The following is an 18,191-nucleotide window of genomic DNA, read 5'->3' as shown; positions in this document are numbered from 1 at the left end:
GGGCTTCTCACCGACGGCAGAGGCAGGGCAGAAAGCCCTACGCCCTCCCGCCCCCGACTCGCGCCTGCCGCCGCACCCCGTACGCCACCGCCCCCAGCACCAGCACACCCGCGCCCACGAGCACCGGAACGACCGGCAGCGAGAACGCCAGAGCCGCGCACCCGACCAGCCCCACCACCGGCACCACCCGCGCAGCCGGCGCCGGATCCAGCGTCCAGGCCGACGCGTTGGCCACGGCGTAGTAGGCCAGCACACCGAAGGAGGAGAACCCGATCGCGCCCCGGACGTCCACCGTGGCGGCCAGGACCGCGACCACCGCACCCACGGCCAGCTCCGCCCGGTGCGGCACCTGGAACCGCGGATGCACGGCGGCCAACGCCCCCGGCAGATGCCGGTCCCGGGCCATGGCCAGCGTGGTCCGCGAGACACCCAGGATCAGGGCGAGCAGCGACCCCAGCGCGGCCACGGCGGCACCGACGCGCACCACCGGCACCAGCCAGGGCGTCCCGGCCTCCCGTACCGCGTCGGCCAGCGGCGCCGAAGCCTCCCCGAGACCGTCCGGACCCAGAACCGAGAGGACAGCCACCGCCACACACGCGTACACCACCAGCGTGATGCCCAGCGCCAGCGGGATGGCGCGCGGAATCGTTCGCGCCGGATCCCGTACCTCCTCGCCGAGCGTCGCGATCCGGGCGTATCCCGCGAACGCGAAGAACAGCAGACCGGCCGCCTGGAGCACCCCGCCCGCACCGTCCGAGACCCCGATGTCCAGCCGGCCGGCGTCCGCCTCACCGGACACCAGACACGCGACCACCACGGAAGCGAGGACAGCCAGAACCACCGCCACGATCACCCGCGTCAGCCACGCGGACTTCTGGATGCCGCCGTAGTTCACCGCGGTCAGCGCCACCACGGCCGCGACCGCCACCGCGTGCGCCTGCCCCGGCCAGAGGTAGGTGCCCACGGTGAGCGCCATGGCCGCACAGGAGGCGGTCTTCCCGACCACGAACGACCAGCCCGCGAGATATCCCCAGAACTCGCCCAGCCGCTCCCGGCCGTACACGTACGTACCCCCCGAGGCCGGATACCGGGCGGCGAGGCGAGCCGACGACATGGCGTTGCAGTAGGCGACCACTGCGGCGACGGCCAGCCCGAGGAGCAGCCCGGACCCGGCCGCGTGGGCCGCGGGCCCGAGGGAGGCGAACACCCCGGCTCCCACCATCGAGCCGAGCCCGACGACGACCGCGTCCCCCACTCCGAGGGTGCGGCGCAGTCCTGAACTGGAGGCTGACATACCTCGCACCCTACTGATCAGCGCAACCGCCGGGTGGAGCCAGGCGTCCTTCCCACCAACACGGCGTGACGCGCGCGCCACGACGACGCGCGCGGGGCGCCGACGTACGACGTACGAGCACGGCCCGCCGAAAGCGAGATCACACGGCCGGACCGTGCGGGCACAGCGTGAAAGGGCAGGTTCACGGCATGACCATCATCAGCTGGATCATCCTGGGACTGCTGGCCGGAGCCATCGCGAAGTTCCTGCTGCCGGGGCGTGACCCGGGCGGCCTCATCGGCACGACTCTGATCGGCATCGCGGGCGCGTTCATCGGCGGCTGGATATCGGCCCGTTGGATGGACCACCCGATCAGCAAGGACTTCTACGACGGCACGACCTGGGCCGCGGCGATCGGCGGGTCGCTCGTCCTCCTGATCGCCTACCGCCTTCTGTTCGGCCACTCGCGCGACTGACCGCGCCATTCGACCGCGTGCGTCAGGACCCACCGACCGCAGCCGGCAGCCGAGAAGGGCGGGCACCGGATGGTGCCCGCCCTTCGTACCGCGTGCCGTTCGGGAGCCCGGAGGCCGATCGACCTACCGGTAGTTCACGAACTGCATCGCGAAGTCGAAGTCCTTGCCCTTCAGCAGCGTGATGACGGCCTGCAGATCGTCACGGCTCTTCGAGCTGACCCGCAGCTCCTCGCCCTGCACCTGGGCCTTCACGCCCTTGGGGCCCTCGTCACGGATGATCTTGGCGACCTTCTTCGCGTTCTCCTGGGAGATGCCCTCCTGGACCGACGCGAAGATCTTGTACTCCTTGCCGGAGAGCTGGGGCTCGCCCGCGTCCAGAGCCTTCAGCGAGATGCCGCGCTTGATCAGCTTGGACTGGAAGACGTCGAGGATCGCCTTCACCCGGTCCTCGGAGTTCGCCTCCATGAGGATCTTCTCACCGGACCACGCGATCGAGGCGCCCACGCCCTTGAAGTCGTAGCGCTGCGAGATCTCCTTGGCGGCCTGGTTGAGTGCGTTGTCGACCTCCTGCCGCTCGACCTTCGAGACGATGTCGAAACTGGAGTCGGCCATGTCCTGTGGCTCCTTGTATCGGGGTGCGTATCTGCGTACCGGCGTACGTGGCGGCCGCCGGGCCCGTTCAGGCCCTTGGCCGCATCCGGACAAGCCTAGCCACCCCCCGCCGTCCGGGCGCCGATCAATCGGGTGGCGAAGCACCCCTCCGCATCAGGTATCGTTTACGTCGTTGCCACGGAGCACCACCGCAAGGCGGTGCGACAGGCAGCTACCCAGGCGGTGTGGCTCAGCCTTCCCAGGTTCGAATCCTGGCGCCGCCACGCTGAGGGAAACCCTCTCTGAACAGTTACTTTACCTGTTCAGAGAGGGTTTTCTTGTGTCCCTTGTTGTTCGGTTCGCCGTGGGTGAGATGTGGACGCGCCCTCCTCGGGGGTGATCACGATCACTTCGGACCCGACTTCGACGTGCTGTCGCAGCATGCGTACCAAGCGTGGCCGGATGGAGAGTCGGCCGTGTCCCGTTACGAGTCGCAGCTTCCAGGGACGTAGCTGAAGTCGTCGAGATAGAGCAGGTTGAAGCCGAGGGCTTCTTCGTAACTCACCGACCAGGTCGACTGGAACGGGGAGCCGCCTTCCACGTAGAACGTCATGACGCCACCCTCGGTGACGACGTACCCGGTGAAGCCTCCGTCCTGGTTCCGGGCAGCGAATTCACCGTCGCTGGTGAACGCGTATGTCCAGTGCCCTTCGGGTGTGTCGTTTCGGCCACCACACCAGACGCCTACAACGCTCTCGGGAACGTAACCTTGCGGCTCCGGCTCCGGCTCCGGCTCCGGCTCCGGGTCGAGTTTCGGCTCCGGGGCAGGCTCCGGGTCATGTTTCGGCTCCGGGTCGGGCTCCGGTTCCGGTCGGTCCGGTTCGGTCTGGGTCGCCGGGATCTGTTGCTCCGAGCCGGACGAATCCTCGTTTGAGCAGGCACCCACTGCCAGGAGAACCAAGCTCAATCCAACGGCACAGAAGAAACGTGAAATCACGGCTGCCGCAGAAGCGTGCATTCCTTCCCCCCAATCGAACATGCGCGGTGGAACTTCGTCCTCTGCACGTTATGGAGTGGCAGCACAGGAGCACACCAGTGATTTCCCTAGGCCCGCCGCGCATCGATGGCCAGACATCTGGCCAGTTCAACTCGGGACCGCACGGATAGTTTGGTGTAAATGCGGCGAAGGTGGTACTCGACGGTTTTCTCCGACAGGAACAGTGTCGCGGCCACTTCGCGGTTGGTGTGTCCCTTGATGACGAGGGCTGCCACCTGGGTCTCCCGTTCGGTCAGGGTGAATGGCTCGGGGCTGCGACGGATGGGCGTTTCGAAGCCGGCCGCTCGGAGTTCCCGCTCTGCCAGCGCGGTCCACGGATCAGCACGGAGACGCTCGAACGTCCGTCTGGCAGCGATGAGGGGCCGACGGGCGGCGCCGCGCTTCCGCTGCCTGCGCAGAAAGCGCCCGTAGGCGAGCTCGGTACGAGCCTTGGCGAAGGGATCCGGCAGTTGCTCGTGGTGCCGCAGAGCCTCCGCGTAGGCGTCTTCGTCGGCTTCCACGAGCCCTCGGCACCGTGCGCTCACCGCCAGCCCCCACCGGGACGGCGCTTGCTGGACCTGGCCCGCGAGCTCAGCCAGTGTCGCCCGAGCGCCGGACGCATCACCTGCGGCCAAGCAGGCCTCGATGAGGTCGGACTGATGCTGCAGCACCGTCGGTTCCCGCAGTCCCACCCTGACGAGTTGCTGCTGAAGATCGTTCAAGCGGGCGGCCGCTTCGGAGTCCTTTCCGGTGCCCAGCTCGAGAAGGCCGAGTGCTGCCTCCATGTATGGGCTGACCAGTTCAGCCCCCCGGCCCCGGAGGAGTTCGCGGAACTGGCGGGCATGCTCGAGGCATTCCGCCGCGCGCCCTTGGGCGGCCTCCATCCGGGCCAGTGTGGAGATCGCATAAGCCTGCAGGACCGGCTGCCCGATCTCACCGGCGAGAGCGGCTCCTTCACTGGCCGACGCGTAGGCGTCGTCCCAGTAGCCGGTGCGCAGCTGTGTGTCGGCCAGGACGGTCAGATACGGGACGAGCCGCTCCGAGGCGCCGATTCTGCGGGCGCACCGGACCGCTCGTTCCAGCAGCGTCCGTGCGGTGGAGAACCGCTCGAGCCACATGAGGTCCATCGCGGAAAAGCTCGTCACCTCGACGCCGATGGAGAGCGGATCGGTGGCGGTGAGGAACTCCTCGCAGTGTCCAAGAACGGCCGCTGCCTCACGGCGCTCACCAGCCAGCATCATCGTGTGCGCCCGCATCACAGCCGCGGAGTGGTCGAAGACCGCTGTTTCACCGGTGCGGGAGAGAGCGAAAGCCCGGTCCGCGGTTACCCGGGCCTGGAGGATCGCGCCTCCCATGCACGCTGCGCCGGCTGCGGCCACCAGCAGGGGCGCCGCTTGAGCAGCCTCCAGTCCGCTCGCCATGTCGACCAACTGGTCATGGACACGGCGGGGTGGCTGGCGTACGAGCAGTATCTGGCTGCGCAACCCGGCCGCTCCAGCACGTACCGCTGCGTCATCGGTGGTCCTGGTCGCCGCATCGGCCAGAACCAATGCCCGGTCGCCTCGGCCGGCGAGCTGTGCCACCTCGGCGGCCGCCAGCAGGTAGCGGCCCTGATCGACCGGAAGAGGCGCAAGGTCAGCGGCACGTTCGTAGGCGCGAAGGGCGGCGGGCAGAGCACCCCGGTCGCGGGCCCGCGCAGCGGTTTCACCCAGTGCTGATGCCGCGCACGCATCCGGCCCGGCCGCCGCCGCGGCAAGATGCCAGCTCCATTGGTCACGGTTGGCCGGTCCATTTGTGTCAGCCAGTGCCCTGGCCAGGGCGCGGTGGGCCTCTCGTCGCCCCTCGGGTCCTGCTGTGTGGTAGGCGGCGGCCCGCAGCAGCGGGTGGACGAACCTCACTTTGCCACCGGACAGGTCGAGAACCTTCGCCGCCTCGAGCGCCTGGAGTGCTCCGCTGTCCAGGCCAAGGTCATGAAGCGCTGCGACCAAGACCGAGGCCTCCCCGCTGTATCCGGCGGCCGCGACTGTCGCCGCGCGGCGACTGGGCTCCGGCAGGGTGGCCAAGCGGGCGGCGTGGGCGGCGGTCAGCCGCGGTCCCACTGGCAGAGGCCCGTCGGGTTCCTGCGCGGCCCCGGCGCAAGTGCGCAGAGTCCGCGCTGCTTCCAGCAGGGCCAGTGGGTTGCCGGCGGTCTCTCGGTGCAGCCGTTCGAACAGCTCACTGTCGGTGGGTATGGCGGCAACCCTCTGCACCAACGCGGCGGCGGCCGCCGGCGCGAGACCGGCGAGGGTCAGTGCCGGCAGGTGGGCCTCGGTGAACCGGCAACCCTCGCCGTTGCGTGCCGTGATGAGCACCGCCACCGCCTCGGCCTGTAGACGCCGGAAGGCGAAGAGCAACGCATGGGTGCTGGCCTCGTCCAGCCAGTGCGCATCATCCACGGCAACCAGCACGGGAGTGGTCGCCGCGGCATCCGTGAGCAGTGTCAATGTGGCCGCTCCCAAGGTCAGTTGGTCCGGAGCGGGTCCCTCCGCCAAGGAGAGGGCGGTACGCAGAGCGCGCGCCTGCACCGGCGGCAGCCGGCCGATCAGTCCCGCCACGGGTCGCACGAGTTCGTCGAGCCCGGCGAAGGCGAGTTCGGCCTCCATCTCGATTCCCGTGGCCCGCAGCACCGTCATCCCCGCGGACTCTGCCACCGCCTCTTCCAGCAGAGCGCTCTTCCCGATGCCCGGCTCGCCGTACACAACGAGGACTCCGCTCTGGCCTCGCCGAGCGTCGGCAAGGAGGCGCCTTACACGATTCTGTTCTTCCGAACGGGACAGCAGCCCATGCCGTTCAACCCCAGGCGCCACAACAACATCCCCGAGAAAAGACGATCACTCAGCGGCGGGTCCACATGCGCCGCGTGACGATTGTGGCCGCTCCCCAGCCGCTCCCGCAGGGATTGGGGGATTGCGATTGCTGTCGGTACAACGCGGTTCTTTAACCAGCGAGCGGCCGCGGAAAGCGCCCAACTTCGGAAAGCATCCGGTCGAACTCGTGCAAAAATTGCCACATTCCATGACCGAGTGGCTCTGTAATCCGCCGCACCGCGATTCACTGCCGCCGCATTGCCCGGGCGCCCGGCACAAGTGCGGGCCGACTACGCCCCCGGCCCACCCCGCCGGCCGGGAAGCTGAGAAAAAAAGAAAGGCAAGGAGCCCTCTCCTTGCCACTCCTAACTTATAGCACGAGGGGGGCCTTGCCGCAAGGCCCCCCTCGTCCCGCAGAATCACCGGCCGAAGAAAGAAATCGCGGAAATTGGGGGATTGAGATGTTCGACGTGATCGTGGTCGGCGGGGGACCGACAGGCATGATGCTGGCCGGCGAGCTCCGGCTGCGCGGTGTGCGGGTGGCCGTGCTGGAGAAGCTGGCGGAGCCGACCGGGCAGTCACGTGCGCTCGGCATCCATGTCCGCAGCATCGAGTTGATGGACCAGCGCGGTCTGCTGGAGCGGTTCCTCTCGCACGGCACGAAGTACGAGACCGGCGGGTTCTTCGCCGCCCTGGGCACGTCGTGGCCCACCCGGATGGACACCGCGCATTCCTACGTCCTCGGCATTCCGCAGAGCACCACCGAGCGTCTGCTGACCGAGCACGCCACCGGACTCGGCGCCGAGGTCCGGCGCGGCTGCCCGCTGGTCGGTCTGGAACAGGACGAAGAGGGAGTGACCGCCGAGCTGGCCGACGGCACGCGGCTGCGCTCGCGCTACCTCGTCGGCTGCGACGGCGGCCGCAGCACCGTGCGCAAGCTGATCGGCGTGGACTTCCCCGGCGAGCCCGCCAGGATCGAGACGCTGCTGGGCGAGATGGAACTGGACACGCCGCCGGAGGATCTGGCGGCCGTCATGACCGAGGTGCGCAAGAAGGAGTGGCGGTTCGGCGCCATGCCGCTCGGGGAGGGGCGGTACCGCGTCATCGTGCCCGCCGAAGGGGTGGCCGAGGACCGTTCCGTCCCGCCGACCCTGGAGGAGTTCAAGGACCGCCTGCGGCACTTCGCGGGCACCGACTTCGGAGTGCACTCGCCGCGCTGGCTGTCCCGCTTCGGCGACGCCACCCGGCTGGCCGAGCGCTACCGCGTCGGCCGTGTCCTGCTGGCCGGCGACGCGGCGCACATCCACCCGCCGACCGGTGGGCAGGGCCTCAACCTCGGCATCCAGGACGCGTTCAACCTCGGCTGGAAGCTCGCCGCCGAGGTGTGCGGCTGGGCACCGGAGGGGCTGCTGGACAGTTACCACTCCGAACGGCGCCCGGTCGCCGCCGCCGTGCTGGACAACACCCGCGCACAGACCGAACTGCTGCGCTCCGAACCAGGACCGCAGGCCGTGCGCCGACTGGTCGGAGAGCTGATGAACTTCGAGGAAGTGAACCGGTACCTGATCGAGAAGATCACCGCGATCGCGGTCCGCTACGACTTCGGCGAGGGCCACGAACTGCTCGGCCGGCGCCTGCGGGACGTGCCTCTGAAGCGCGGGCGCCTCTACGAACTGATGCGCACCGGCCGCGGCGTGCTGCTCGACCAGACCGGACGCCTGTCCGTGGCCAGCTGGGCGGACCGGGTCGACCACGTGGTCGACGTCAGCGAGGAACTCGACGTGCCCGCGGTGCTCCTGCGGCCCGACGGCCATGTCGCCTGGGTCGGGGAGGACCAGCAGGAGTTGCTCAGCCGACTGCCGAGGTGGTTCGGCGCGTCAACCGGCTGAGCACGGGGTGAGTACCCCGGACCGGGGGAGGGGGCGTCACGGTCCGGGGCACCCTTCATGGAACGGGTCGGGCATGGACGACTGACTGCCCCGGCCACCACACCGGAGGTACGTACGGCGGCGGGGGCCGGGGCACCAGGCCGTCGTCCCTCGGCACCTGCCGTCCCGTCACCACCTCGAAGAAGAACCGGGACGGCATGCCCGGGCCGCTCGCGCGGCACACTGGCTCCATGTCCTCCCGCCGCAGAACCTGCCCCGAGTGCCGTCGCGAGATCGCCGTCGTCGCCGGCCGGTACGCGCGCCACGACCCGCCCGGCGCCCGGGAGCACGGCGAACTCACCTCGTGCCCGGGCTCCCGCCGCCAGGCCAGGCCCGGCCCGGAGCAGCCCTCCCTCGACGGCTACGCCGTACCGGACTTCCCCGGCCAGCTGCCCTTGTTCTGAGCGCTCCCGGCCCCCGGGCGTCCAACCGCCAGCAGCCCGGCCCGCCGACCCGTTTCACGTGATCGACGGTCCACAGCCGCACGAGGGGATGCCGGGCACAGCAGCCGGTCGAGCCGGCCGGCATCGGCACCGGCCGCGCCCCAGGAACCCTCGCGCCTCCGGCAGGCTCAGTTGCCCGCCACCGACTTCACCGCCACGGACACCGGCGCGGGCCCGCTGATCAGCTCCAGAGTGAGCCCGGCCGTCGCGGAGGTGTCCACCAGTTCCGCCAGTACGGCGGCCACGTCGTCGCGCGGGATCGGGCCTCGGCCCGTGTGCGCCTCCAGGCGTACGAGACCGGTGCCGGCGTCGTCGGTGAGCTGACCGGGGCGCAGGATCGTCCAGTCGAGGGCGTCCAGTCCACGCACGTACGCGTCCGCCTCGCCCTTGGCGCGCAGGTACACGTCGAACACCTCGTCGCCCTCGTGGCGCGGGTCGGCGCCCATGGACGACACGATCACGAAACGCCGTACGCCCGCCTTGACGGCCGCGTCCGCGAAGAGGATCGCCGCGGCCTTGTCCACCGTGTCCTTGCGGGCCACCCCGCTGCCCGGGCCCGCGCCGGCCGCGAACACCGCAGCGTCGGCGCCCCGCAGCCGTTCCGCGACCTCGTCCACGGACGCCGACTCCAGGTCGAGCACGACCGGTTCGGCACCGGCCTCCCGCAGATCGTCGGCCTGTTCGGCCTTGCGGATGATTCCCGCCACCTCGTCCCCGCGCGCGGCGAGCAGCCGCTCCAGCCGCAACGCGATCTGACCATGACCACCAGCGATGACAATGCGCATGCCTTCGACCGTACGCCCGGACGCCCCCGTCCGCCGCACGGCCCGGCCATGCCCCTGGATGCCCCCGTCCGCCGCACGGCCCGGCCACGCCCCTGGATGCCGCGGTCCGCCGCACGGCCCGGCCATGCCCCTGGACGCCCCGGTCCGCCGCACGGCCTGGCCACGCCCCTGGATGCCGCGGTCCGCCGCACGGCCCGGCCATGCCCCTGGACGCCCCGGTCCGCCGCACGGCCCGGCCATGCCCCTGGATGTCCCGGTCCGCCGCACGGCCCGGCCATGCCCCCGGGCTCCACCGTCGGAGGCCGTTACGACACTTCCCCCCGCCCCTGCCTCGGCAGCCCCAGCTCCGCCGAGGCGGCCGAACCGCAGTACTCCCGCACCGCGCTGGTACGCGCCACCACGCGCCCCTGGTGCACCACCACCCGGCTGTATCCCATCGACAGCGCCCCGGCCAGTCCGTCCCCGCGCACCGCGAGCAACTCGGCCGGGAATCCCGCCTCGACCCGTACCTCGGGCAGCCCCAGCACCGCCCGCGCCGACCCGCTCACCGCGCCGTACGCCTCCTCCGGGGCCAGCCCGCACCGCGAGGCCAGCAGGAACGCCGCCTCCAGCGGGTCGCCGCGCCCCACCGGGTTCGACACGTCCCGCAGCGCCCCGCTCCCCGCGGCCACCCGGACCCCGGCCGCGCGCAGCAGCCGCACGGGAGCCGCACCCCGCCGGTCCACAGCCCCGCAGCCGCCCTGCGGCAGGCACACCACCGCCACCCCGGCCGCCGCGAGCTGGTCCGCGGCCCGCGAGGCGACTTCGGAGGGCAGCCGGCCGAGATCACCGCACGGACTGAGGGTCACCCCGGGGCGCAGCCCGCCCGCCATCGCCGCGAGCCGGGCCAGCCGCGCCGGGTCCCCGGCCTCCGTGTGCAGGTCGACCGGACAGCCGTGCTCGGAGGCCACCTCCAGGACCGCCTCCACGTACCCCGTCGGATCCGGGTCGAGATCCGGCCGGCCGCCCACCACCGAGGCGCCCATCTTCACCGCGTCCCGCAGCATCGCCAGCCCGTCCGCCCCGGCCACCCCGGTCAGCACCCGGGGCATCGCCACCGTGGTCAGCTCGGCCAGCCCCCGCAGTGCCCGCCGCGCCTGCAGCACGGCCTCCAGCGCGCCCAGGCCCTGGACATCCCCCACACGTACGTGGGCCCGCACCGCCGTCGCGCCGTGCCCCAGTTGGAGCAGCGCGGCCTCGGTCGCGCGGCGCTGGACCTCCCGGGGCTCGTAGGAGACCGGTCCCCCCGGGTCGGCCGACAGGGCCGTGTCGGCGTGGGAGTGCGGCTCGGCCGGGGCCGGCAGCAGCAGATAGCCGCCGAGATCCAGCCGCGCCCCGCACGCGCGCGTGCCGCCGGCGGCCAGGCTGCCGGCCGTGCCGACCGCCTCGATGCGCCCGCCGCCCAACCGGACGTCCACGGTCCGGCCGTCGGTGAGGCGCGCACCGCACAGCAGCAGCGACGACGGGTCGGCCGGGCCCGGCGAGGGTGACGACGGCGGGGGTGGCTGCGGCTGACTGTCGGGCATCGCGCTCCAGGGGCTCGGCTGCGCAGGCGAGGACGCATGATCACTCAGAGTGAGTCGAGCCTAGGACGGCCGTACGCCGGTGTCGGGGAGGAGCGCAATAGTCGTACCGGTGTGGTCCGCCGTGCCGAACGCGAGACACGGACGAGGCGGCTGGGAGGACGGTCCGCGCGTCCGGGGCGGGTGCCTCGAAACGGATTTGGGCGAACGGCGGCGGAGCGTGTAATGTCTTCATCGCTCGCCCCAATAGCTCAGTCGGCAGAGCGTCTCCATGGTAAGGAGAAGGTCAACGGTTCGATTCCGTTTTGGGGCTCTGGTGTGAACGGTTCCCGCCGTGAGGCGGGGTCCGATCGCATCGCAGCGGTGTAGCTCAGTCGGTAGAGCAAGCGGCTCATAATCGCTGTGTCACCGGTTCAAGTCCGGTCACCGCTACTGACAGTAGCCGATTGCGGGGTCGGTCCTTCGATCGGCTACTCTTTCTTGCGTTAAACCATTCCATCCGTTCGTCAAGGAGCACTCACGTGGCTGCCACCGACGTCCGCCCGAAGATCACGCTGGCCTGCGTGGAGTGCAAGGAGCGGAACTACATCACCAAGAAGAACCGGCGTAACAACCCGGACCGTCTTGAGATGAAGAAGCACTGCCCGCGTTGCAACGCGCACACCGCGCACCGCGAGACGCGATAAATCAGGCTCGTACGCGAGGCCGTCCCCGAGTGTCGGGGGCGGCCTCGCGTCGTTGAGTCACCCGTACCGTTCAGTAGAGCAATCAGGAGGTGCCGGGCCATGGCGCTCGACCAGTCCTTCGTGGGGCGGACGTACCCGCCCACCGCGCCCTACGAGGTGGGCCGGGAGAAGATCCGCGAGTTCGCCGAGGCGGTCGGGGACACCAACCCGGCGTACACGGACGCGGAGGCCGCCAAGGAGCTCGGCCACCCCGACGTGATCGCTCCGCCGACCTTCGTCTTCTCGATCACCTTCAAGGCCGCCGCGCAGGTCGTCCAGGACCCGCAGCTCGGCCTGGACTACAGCCGGGTGGTGCACGGCGACCAGAAGTTCGCCTATCGCCGCCCCGTCCGCGCCGGCGACCGCCTCACGGTCACCTCGACCATCGAGGCAGTCAAGTCCCTCGCGGGCAACGACATCCTGGACATCCGCGGCGAGGTCCACGACGAGGCCGGCGAGCACGTCGTGACCGCCTGGACCAAGCTCGTGGCCCGCGCGGCCGAGGAGGCGTGAGCGATCCCATGACGGCGAAGATCTCCTACTCCGACGTCGAGGTCGGCACGGAACTGCCCGCGCAGACCTTCCCGGTGACCCGCGCGACGCTCGTGCAGTACGCGGGCGCCTCCGGCGACTTCAACCCGATCCACTGGAACGAGAAGTTCGCCAAGGAGGTCGGCCTGCCTGACGTCATCGCGCACGGCATGTTCACCATGGCGGAGGCGATCCGCGTGGTCACCGACTGGGCCGGCGATCCCGGCGCGGTCGTCGAGTACGGCGTCCGCTTCACCAAGCCCGTGGTCGTGCCGAACGACGACCACGGAGCCGTGATCGAGGTCGCCGGCAAGGTCGGGGCCAAGCTCGACGACAACACGGTCCGCGTGGACCTGACGGCGACGAGCGCAGGGCAGAAGGTGCTGGGCATGTCCAGGGCGGTCGTACGACTGGCCTGAGGCCGTCAGCGGCACGACGTGAGGGGCGCTCGCCACCGCGGGGCGCCCCTCACGCATGAGGCGGCGCGGAACCGCTTGACAGAGTTAGTGATTGAGCACTAACTTCACTTGCATGGCCAGGATGAGTGCGGAAGAGCGGCGCGAGAGTGTCATCCGGGCGGCGACGACCGAGTTCGCCCGAGGTGGTTACCACGGCACCTCGACCGAGGCGATCGCCCGCCGGGTCGGCGTCTCGCAGCCCTATCTCTTCCGGCTCTTCCCGGGCAAGAAGGCGATCTTCCTGGCGGCGGCCGAGCGGTGTGTCGAGGACACCATCCGGATGTTCGCGGAGGCGGCCGAGGGGCTGGAGGGCGAAGAGGCCCGCCGCGCCATGGGTGAGACATACGTCCAGACCATCTCCGAGCAGCCGGAGCGGCTGATGATGCAGATGCAGATGTATCTCGCCGTGACGGCCGCCGAGGAGGAGGGGGACCGCGAGTTCGGCGAGGCTGTGCGCGCGGGCTGGATGCGGCTGTGGGACACCATCCACCTGCCGCTGGGGGCCGACGCTCACGAGACGACGTCCTTTCTCGCGCAGGGCATGCTCATCAACTGCCTCGTGGCGATGGGCTTCCCGGCCGATCACCGGGTCTGGGCGGGACTGACCCCGTCGGACTCGGGGAGCTGACACTCCGGACGAGGATGCCGGCCCCTTTTCATGACCTCGAAAGTTAGTAATCAATAACTAATCGATCACCGCACACACTCCATGGGGGAGCGATGTCAGAGCACACCGCACGTCGCGGAGGAGCCGCCTGGGCCCTCATGATTACCAGCGTCGCCGGATTCATGGCGGCCCTGGACAACCTCGTCGTCACCACCGCCCTGCCCTCCATCCGCGAGGACCTCGGCGGAGCCCTGCACGACCTGGAATGGACCGTGAGCGCCTACACGCTCACCTTCGCCGTCCTGCTGATGACCGGAGCGGCCCTAGGCGACCGCTTCGGCCGCCGCCAGCTCTTCATCGCCGGACTCGCCGTCTTCACCGGCGCCTCCGCCGCGGCCGCCATGGCGCCCGGCATCGACTCCCTCATCGCCGCCCGCGCGGTCCAGGGCGCCGGTGCCGCGGTGATGATGCCGCTGACGCTCACCCTGCTGACCGCGGCCGTGCCCGCCGCCAAGCGCGGCATGGCGTACGGCATCTGGGGAGCGGTCAACGGACTCGCCGTCGCCTCCGGACCGCTGGTCGGCGGCACCCTCACCGAACACATCTCCTGGCAGTGGATCTTCTGGCTGAACGTCCCGCTGGGCCTCGCCCTGCTCCCGCTCGCCCGCCTCCGCCTCGCCGAGTCGCACGGCACCGGAGCCCCGCTCGACATCCCCGGCACCCTGCTCGCCAGCGGTGGCCTCTTCGGCATCGTCTACGGCCTGGTCCGCGGCCCCGCCGACGGCTGGACCGGCGGCCTGGTCCTCATGGGCCTGTTCGCCGGCTCGGCGCTGCTGGTCGCCTTCGTCCTCTACAGCACCCGCGCCAAGACCCCCATGCTCCCCATGCGGCTCTTCCGCTCCCGGGCCTTCGCCGGCATCAACGCGGCGAGCCTGCTGATGTTCCTCGGCATGTTCGGCTCGATCTTCCTGCTCAGCCAGTACATGCAGGGCGTCCTCGGCTACTCGCCCACCGAGGCGGGCCTGAGGATGCTGCCCTGGACCGGCATGCCGATGCTGGTCGCCCCCGTCGCCGGCGTCCTCGCCGACCGTGTCGGCGGCCGCCCGGTCGTCGCCGCAGGCCTCTTCCTGCAGGCCCTGGGCCTCGGCTACATGGCGACGGTGGCCACGGCCGACGCCTCCTACGTGGCCCAGTTGCCCGCCCTGATCATCAGCGGCGTCGGCATGGCGCTGTTCTTCGCCCCCGCCTCCCATCTGGTGATGTCCAGCGTGCGGCCGTCGGAGCAGGGCATCGCCTCCGGCGCCAACAACGCCCTGCGCGAGGTGGGCGGAGCGCTCGGCATCGCCGTCATGGCGTCGATCTTCGCGGCCCAGGGCGGATACGAGACCGGCCAGACCTTCGTCGACGGCATGCGGCCCGCGCTGGTCACCGGCTCCGCCGTGGTGGCCCTGGCGGGCGTCGCGGCCCTGCTGATCCCGACCCGGCGACGCACCGAGCGGCAGACCGGCGCCACCGAGCCGGCGCCCGTGCTGCAGACCACCGCCCACTGACCCCGGCGCACCCTCGACCAGAAGGAGGAACGGACATGCCCACCCTTCCCTGGACCGTCCCTAACACCCCGCCCCGCGACACCGAGGTGCACGTCTTCGCCTCCCGCTTCGAGACCCGCACCCTGTGGGGAGCACTGCGGTTCCTCGCCGGTACCCCCGCCGTCTGGCGGCAGGTACGCCGCAGCCCCGGCGCCTACGGAGCGACACTGAGGGCGAAGCCCCTGCGGCGGACCTTCTGGACCCTGTCGGCCTGGGAGTCGAAGGACGCACTCCAGGCCTTCGTCCGCGCCGGCGCCCACGGGCCCGCCTCCCGGGGCCTCGCCCCGCAGATGAGGGACGCGGCCTTCACCACCTGGCAGGCGAGCAGCGAGGACCTCCCGATCTCCTGGCCCGAGGCGCTGCGCCGCCTGCCGTGACGACCCCCCTGCGCGTGCGGCCCACGTCACCCTCGACGAGGGCCGCACACACCCGCCGAGGACCGCCAGCGCCGTCTCGTACTCTTGAGCCCGTGCAGGAACTCCACGACGCCCCCCTCGCCCCACTGACCACCTTCCGGCTGGGCGGCCCCGCCACCCGGCTGGTCACCGCGACGACGGACGACGAGGTGATCGCCGTCGTCCGCGAAGCCGACGAGGCGGGCACCCCCCTGCTGCTCATCGGCGGCGGCTCGAACCTGGTCATCGGTGACAAGGGCTTCGAGGGCACCGCCCTAGTCATCGCCACCAAGGGCTACTCCCTCGACGGCACGAGCCTGGAGCTGGCGGCCGGCGAGGTGTGGACCGACGCCGTCACCCGCACGGTGGAGGCGGGCCTGGCCGGCATCGAGTGCCTGGCCGGCATCCCCGGCTCGGCCGGCGCGACCCCCATCCAGAACGTCGGGGCGTACGGCCAGGAGGTCTCCTCGACGATCACCGAGGTCGTCGCCTACGACCGCCGCACCGGCGAGACGGTCACCCTGACCAACGCGGAGTGCGCCTTCTCCTACCGTCACAGCCGCTTCAAGTCCGACCCCGAGCGGTACGTGGTCCTGCGCGTCCGCTTCCGGCTGGAGGACGCCGACGGGCTCTCCGGCCCGCTCAAGTACGCCGAGACGGCCCGCGCTCTCGGCGTCGGACCCGGCGACCGCGTCCCGCTCGCGTCGGCCCGCGAGACGGTCCTCAAGCTGCGTGCCGGCAAGGGCATGGTCCTGGACCCCGAGGATCACGACACCTGGTCGGCGGGCTCCTTCTTCACCAACCCGATTCTCACGGACGCCGACTTCGCGACGTTCCGCGCGCGCGTGAAGCAGCGGCTCGGCGACGAGGCCGAGCCTCCCTCGTACCCGGCGGGGGAGGGCCACACCAAGACCTCCGCGGCCTGGCTGATCGACAAGGCGGGCTTCACCAAGGGATACGGCGACGGTCCCGCCCGCATCTCCACCAAGCACACCCTGGCCCTCACCAACCGGGGCGGCGCGACCACGGAGGACCTGCTGGCCCTGGCCCGCGAGGTCGTGGCCGGCGTCCGCGAGGCCTTCGGGATCACGCTGGTCAACGAGCCGGTGACCATCGGGGTCAGCCTGTAGGCACCCGGCGTCGGTGCGGGGGCCGGGACGCTCCGCGGCCTCCCCAAGCTCTCGGCTTCGCTCGAGCAGGGGGCTGGGACCCCATCGCCCCAGCGGCACGACTGCCCGCAGCGGCGGCCTGCGCTCCAGGTGCTCGGCGTGGGTGCTGGGGGTGGGGCGTTTCGCGGCCCGGCGTTGCGGGGTGCCGCTGCGCCCACCCGTGCCGCCCCAGCGGCACGACTGCCCGCAGCGGCGGGGCGACTGCGCAACGGCGGCGGCCGGCGCTCCAAGTGCTCGGCGTAGGTGCGGGGGGTGGGGCGTTTCGCGGCCCGGCGTTGCGGGGTGCCGCTGCGCCCACCCTCCCCCAAGCTCTCGGCTTCGCTCGAGCAGGGGGGACCCCCATCGCCCCAGCGGCACGATTGCCCGCAGCGGCGGGGCGACTGCGCAACGGCGGCGGCCGGCGTTACGAGGTGCTGGGCGTTGGTGCTGGGGGTGGGGCGTTTCGCGGCCCGGCGTTGCGGGGTGCCGCTGCGCCCACCCGTGCCGCCCCAGCGGCACGATTGCCCGCAGCTGGGGCGGCCACGACTGCCCGCAGTTGGGGCGGCCACGACGCGCCCGCAGCCGCGTACGTACGGAAGGGGACGTGTCGGGGGGTGTCCGCCCGCAGCGGTTGGCGCGTCAACGGACCAGTCACTCGTTATCCGACTGAGTCGCGCCGTTCCGAGGACGGACACCCCCCGGCGCGGCCCCGACCCACCACCCAGCGGCACGCGCAACGCGCTACGACAGCAACCAGTCGTCGATCCCCGACAGCAGCTTCGCCTTCACGTCCTCCGGCGCCGCCGACCCCCGCACCGACTGCCGCGCCAGCTCCGCCAGCTCCTCGTCCGTGAACCCGTGATGCCGCCGCGCGATCTCGTACTGCGCGGCAAGCCGAGAGCCGAACAGCAGCGGGTCGTCCGCGCCCAGCGCCATCGGAACCCCCGCCTCGAACAGCGTCCGCAGCGGCACGTCCTCCGGCTTCTCGTACACCCCGAGCGCCACGTTCGACGCCGGGCACACCTCACACGTCACACCCCGCTCGGCCAACCGCCGAAGCAGCCACGGGTCCTCCGCGGCCCGCACCCCGTGCCCCACCCGGTTCGCCCCGAGGTCGTCCAGACAGTCCCGCACCGACGACGGCCCGGTCAGCTCACCCCCGTGCGGTGCCGACAGCAGCCCGCCCTCCCGGGCGATCGCGAACGCCCGGTCGAAGTCGCGCGCCATGCCCCGCCGCTCGTCGTTGGACAGACCGAACCCGACGACCCCCCGGCCCGCGAACCGCACCGCCAGCCGCGCCAGTGTGCGCGCGTCCAGCGGATGCTTCATCCGGTTCGCCGCGACCAGCACCCGCATCCCGAGCCCCGTCTCCCGCGACGTCGTCTCCACCGCGTCCAGGATGATCTCCAGCGCGGGGATCAGCCCGCCCAGCCGCGGCGCGTACGACGTCGGGTCGACCTGGATCTCCAGCCACCCGGAGCCGTCCCGGACGTCCTCCTCCGCGGCTTCCCGCACCAGCCGCTGGATGTCCTCCGGCTCCCGCAGACACGAGCGCGCCGCGTCGTACAGCCGCTGAAAGCGGAACCAGCCCCGTTCGTCCGTCGCCCGCAGTCTCGGCGGCTCCCCGCCGGCCAGCGCCTCGGTCAGCGACTCGGGCAGCCGCACCCCGTGCTTGTCGGCCAGTTCCAGCACGGTCGTGGGCCGCATCGACCCGGTGAAGTGCAGGTGCAGATGGGCTTTCGGCAGCTCAGAGACATCACGTACACGCTCCATCCCAAGATCCTGCCGTACGTCTCAG

General features: G+C 71.1%; 17 protein-coding genes and 2 tRNA genes. 12 read left to right on the top strand and 7 right to left on the bottom strand.

From position 1 onward, the window contains the following. Window positions 1-37: 37 nt before the first annotated feature. Window positions 38-1,294 (bottom strand): APC family permease, encoded by a 1,257-nt coding sequence (locus IE212_RS02570; RefSeq protein WP_190195977.1) that lies wholly within the window; start codon window positions 1,292-1,294, stop codon window positions 38-40. A 188-nt stretch (window positions 1,295-1,482) separates the two neighbouring features. Between IE212_RS02570 and IE212_RS02565 the strand changes: the two genes are divergently transcribed. After that, entirely contained in the window at window positions 1,483-1,749 is a 267-nt protein-coding gene (locus IE212_RS02565) for a GlsB/YeaQ/YmgE family stress response membrane protein (protein WP_190195976.1), read from the top strand. A 123-nt stretch (window positions 1,750-1,872) separates the two neighbouring features. Here the strand turns inward: IE212_RS02565 and IE212_RS02560 are convergent, their stop codons facing one another. The 3 genes from IE212_RS02560 to IE212_RS02550 form a co-directional block, all read right to left on the bottom strand. Further along, window positions 1,873-2,361 (bottom strand): YajQ family cyclic di-GMP-binding protein, encoded by a 489-nt coding sequence (locus IE212_RS02560; protein ID WP_190195975.1) that lies wholly within the window; start codon window positions 2,359-2,361, stop codon window positions 1,873-1,875. Window positions 2,362-2,824: 463 nt separating this feature from the next. Continuing rightward, a complete protein-coding gene (locus tag IE212_RS02555) occupies window positions 2,825-3,358 on the bottom strand; it encodes a hypothetical protein (protein WP_190195974.1) in 534 nt (177 codons plus the stop codon). A gap of 86 nt (window positions 3,359-3,444) precedes the next feature. After that, window positions 3,445-6,222 (bottom strand): AAA family ATPase, encoded by a 2,778-nt coding sequence (locus tag IE212_RS02550; protein ID WP_190195973.1) that lies wholly within the window; start codon window positions 6,220-6,222, stop codon window positions 3,445-3,447. Window positions 6,223-6,683: 461 nt separating this feature from the next. Between IE212_RS02550 and rox the strand changes: the two genes are divergently transcribed. Both rox and IE212_RS02540 read left to right on the top strand, forming a co-directional pair. Then, complete coding sequence (gene rox, locus IE212_RS02545; protein WP_190195972.1) at window positions 6,684-8,111, top strand: rifampin monooxygenase; 1,428 nt, start codon at window positions 6,684-6,686, stop codon at window positions 8,109-8,111. A gap of 230 nt (window positions 8,112-8,341) precedes the next feature. Continuing rightward, the gene (locus IE212_RS02540) at window positions 8,342-8,554 is read left to right on the top strand and encodes a hypothetical protein (RefSeq protein WP_020275027.1); all 213 of its coding nucleotides are present in this window, start codon (window positions 8,342-8,344) and stop codon (window positions 8,552-8,554) included. A 167-nt stretch (window positions 8,555-8,721) separates the two neighbouring features. Here the strand turns inward: IE212_RS02540 and IE212_RS02535 are convergent, their stop codons facing one another. Both IE212_RS02535 and IE212_RS02530 read right to left on the bottom strand, forming a co-directional pair. Further along, a complete protein-coding gene (locus IE212_RS02535) occupies window positions 8,722-9,378 on the bottom strand; it encodes an NAD(P)H-binding protein (protein ID WP_190195971.1) in 657 nt (218 codons plus the stop codon). Window positions 9,379-9,683: 305 nt separating this feature from the next. After that, window positions 9,684-10,943 carry an amidohydrolase family protein gene (locus IE212_RS02530; RefSeq protein WP_190195970.1) on the bottom strand — a complete coding sequence of 420 codons (1,260 nt, stop codon included), beginning with the start codon at window positions 10,941-10,943 and terminating at the stop codon, window positions 9,684-9,686. A gap of 237 nt (window positions 10,944-11,180) precedes the next feature. Between IE212_RS02530 and IE212_RS02525 the strand changes: the two genes are divergently transcribed. The 9 genes from IE212_RS02525 (at window position 11,181) to IE212_RS02485 (ending at window position 16,375) form a co-directional block, all read left to right on the top strand. After that, window positions 11,181-11,253 (top strand) — tRNA-Thr (locus tag IE212_RS02525). 46 nt (window positions 11,254-11,299) lie between these two features. Next, window positions 11,300-11,372 (top strand) — tRNA-Met (locus IE212_RS02520). Window positions 11,373-11,461: 89 nt separating this feature from the next. Continuing rightward, window positions 11,462-11,626 carry a 50S ribosomal protein L33 gene (gene rpmG / locus IE212_RS02515; protein ID WP_003948671.1) on the top strand — a complete coding sequence of 55 codons (165 nt, stop codon included), beginning with the start codon at window positions 11,462-11,464 and terminating at the stop codon, window positions 11,624-11,626. Window positions 11,627-11,725: 99 nt separating this feature from the next. Continuing rightward, window positions 11,726-12,178 carry a MaoC family dehydratase N-terminal domain-containing protein gene (locus IE212_RS02510; protein ID WP_190195969.1) on the top strand — a complete coding sequence of 151 codons (453 nt, stop codon included), beginning with the start codon at window positions 11,726-11,728 and terminating at the stop codon, window positions 12,176-12,178. 8 nt (window positions 12,179-12,186) lie between these two features. Continuing rightward, the gene (locus tag IE212_RS02505) at window positions 12,187-12,615 is read left to right on the top strand and encodes a MaoC family dehydratase (RefSeq protein WP_190196167.1); all 429 of its coding nucleotides are present in this window, start codon (window positions 12,187-12,189) and stop codon (window positions 12,613-12,615) included. A 112-nt stretch (window positions 12,616-12,727) separates the two neighbouring features. Then, window positions 12,728-13,282, top strand: coding sequence for a TetR/AcrR family transcriptional regulator (locus IE212_RS02500; protein WP_190195968.1), 555 nt, complete (start codon window positions 12,728-12,730; stop codon window positions 13,280-13,282). 92 nt (window positions 13,283-13,374) lie between these two features. Continuing rightward, window positions 13,375-14,811 carry an MFS transporter gene (locus tag IE212_RS02495; protein ID WP_190195967.1) on the top strand — a complete coding sequence of 479 codons (1,437 nt, stop codon included), beginning with the start codon at window positions 13,375-13,377 and terminating at the stop codon, window positions 14,809-14,811. A gap of 35 nt (window positions 14,812-14,846) precedes the next feature. Beyond that, window positions 14,847-15,227, top strand: a complete 381-nt coding sequence (locus IE212_RS02490) for a DUF3291 domain-containing protein (protein WP_190195966.1) — start codon at window positions 14,847-14,849, stop codon at window positions 15,225-15,227. Window positions 15,228-15,319: 92 nt separating this feature from the next. Beyond that, on the top strand, window positions 15,320-16,375 hold the full coding sequence (locus tag IE212_RS02485; RefSeq protein ID WP_190195965.1) for a UDP-N-acetylmuramate dehydrogenase: 1,056 nt from the start codon (window positions 15,320-15,322) through the stop codon (window positions 16,373-16,375). 759 nt (window positions 16,376-17,134) lie between these two features. On the opposite strand, the gene IE212_RS02480 is transcribed toward IE212_RS02485, so the two are convergent. Continuing rightward, window positions 17,135-18,166: an adenosine deaminase gene (locus IE212_RS02480; RefSeq protein WP_190195964.1), complete on the bottom strand. Its 1,032-nt coding sequence runs from the start codon at window positions 18,164-18,166 to the stop codon at window positions 17,135-17,137. Window positions 18,167-18,191 lie beyond the last annotated feature (25 nt).

The organism is Streptomyces djakartensis (genome assembly GCF_014651075.1).
Lineage (GTDB): Bacteria > Actinomycetota > Actinomycetes > Streptomycetales > Streptomycetaceae > Streptomyces > Streptomyces djakartensis.
The sequence above is the reverse complement of the archived record's forward strand: the minus strand, read 5'-3'. Positions and strand labels throughout refer to the sequence as shown.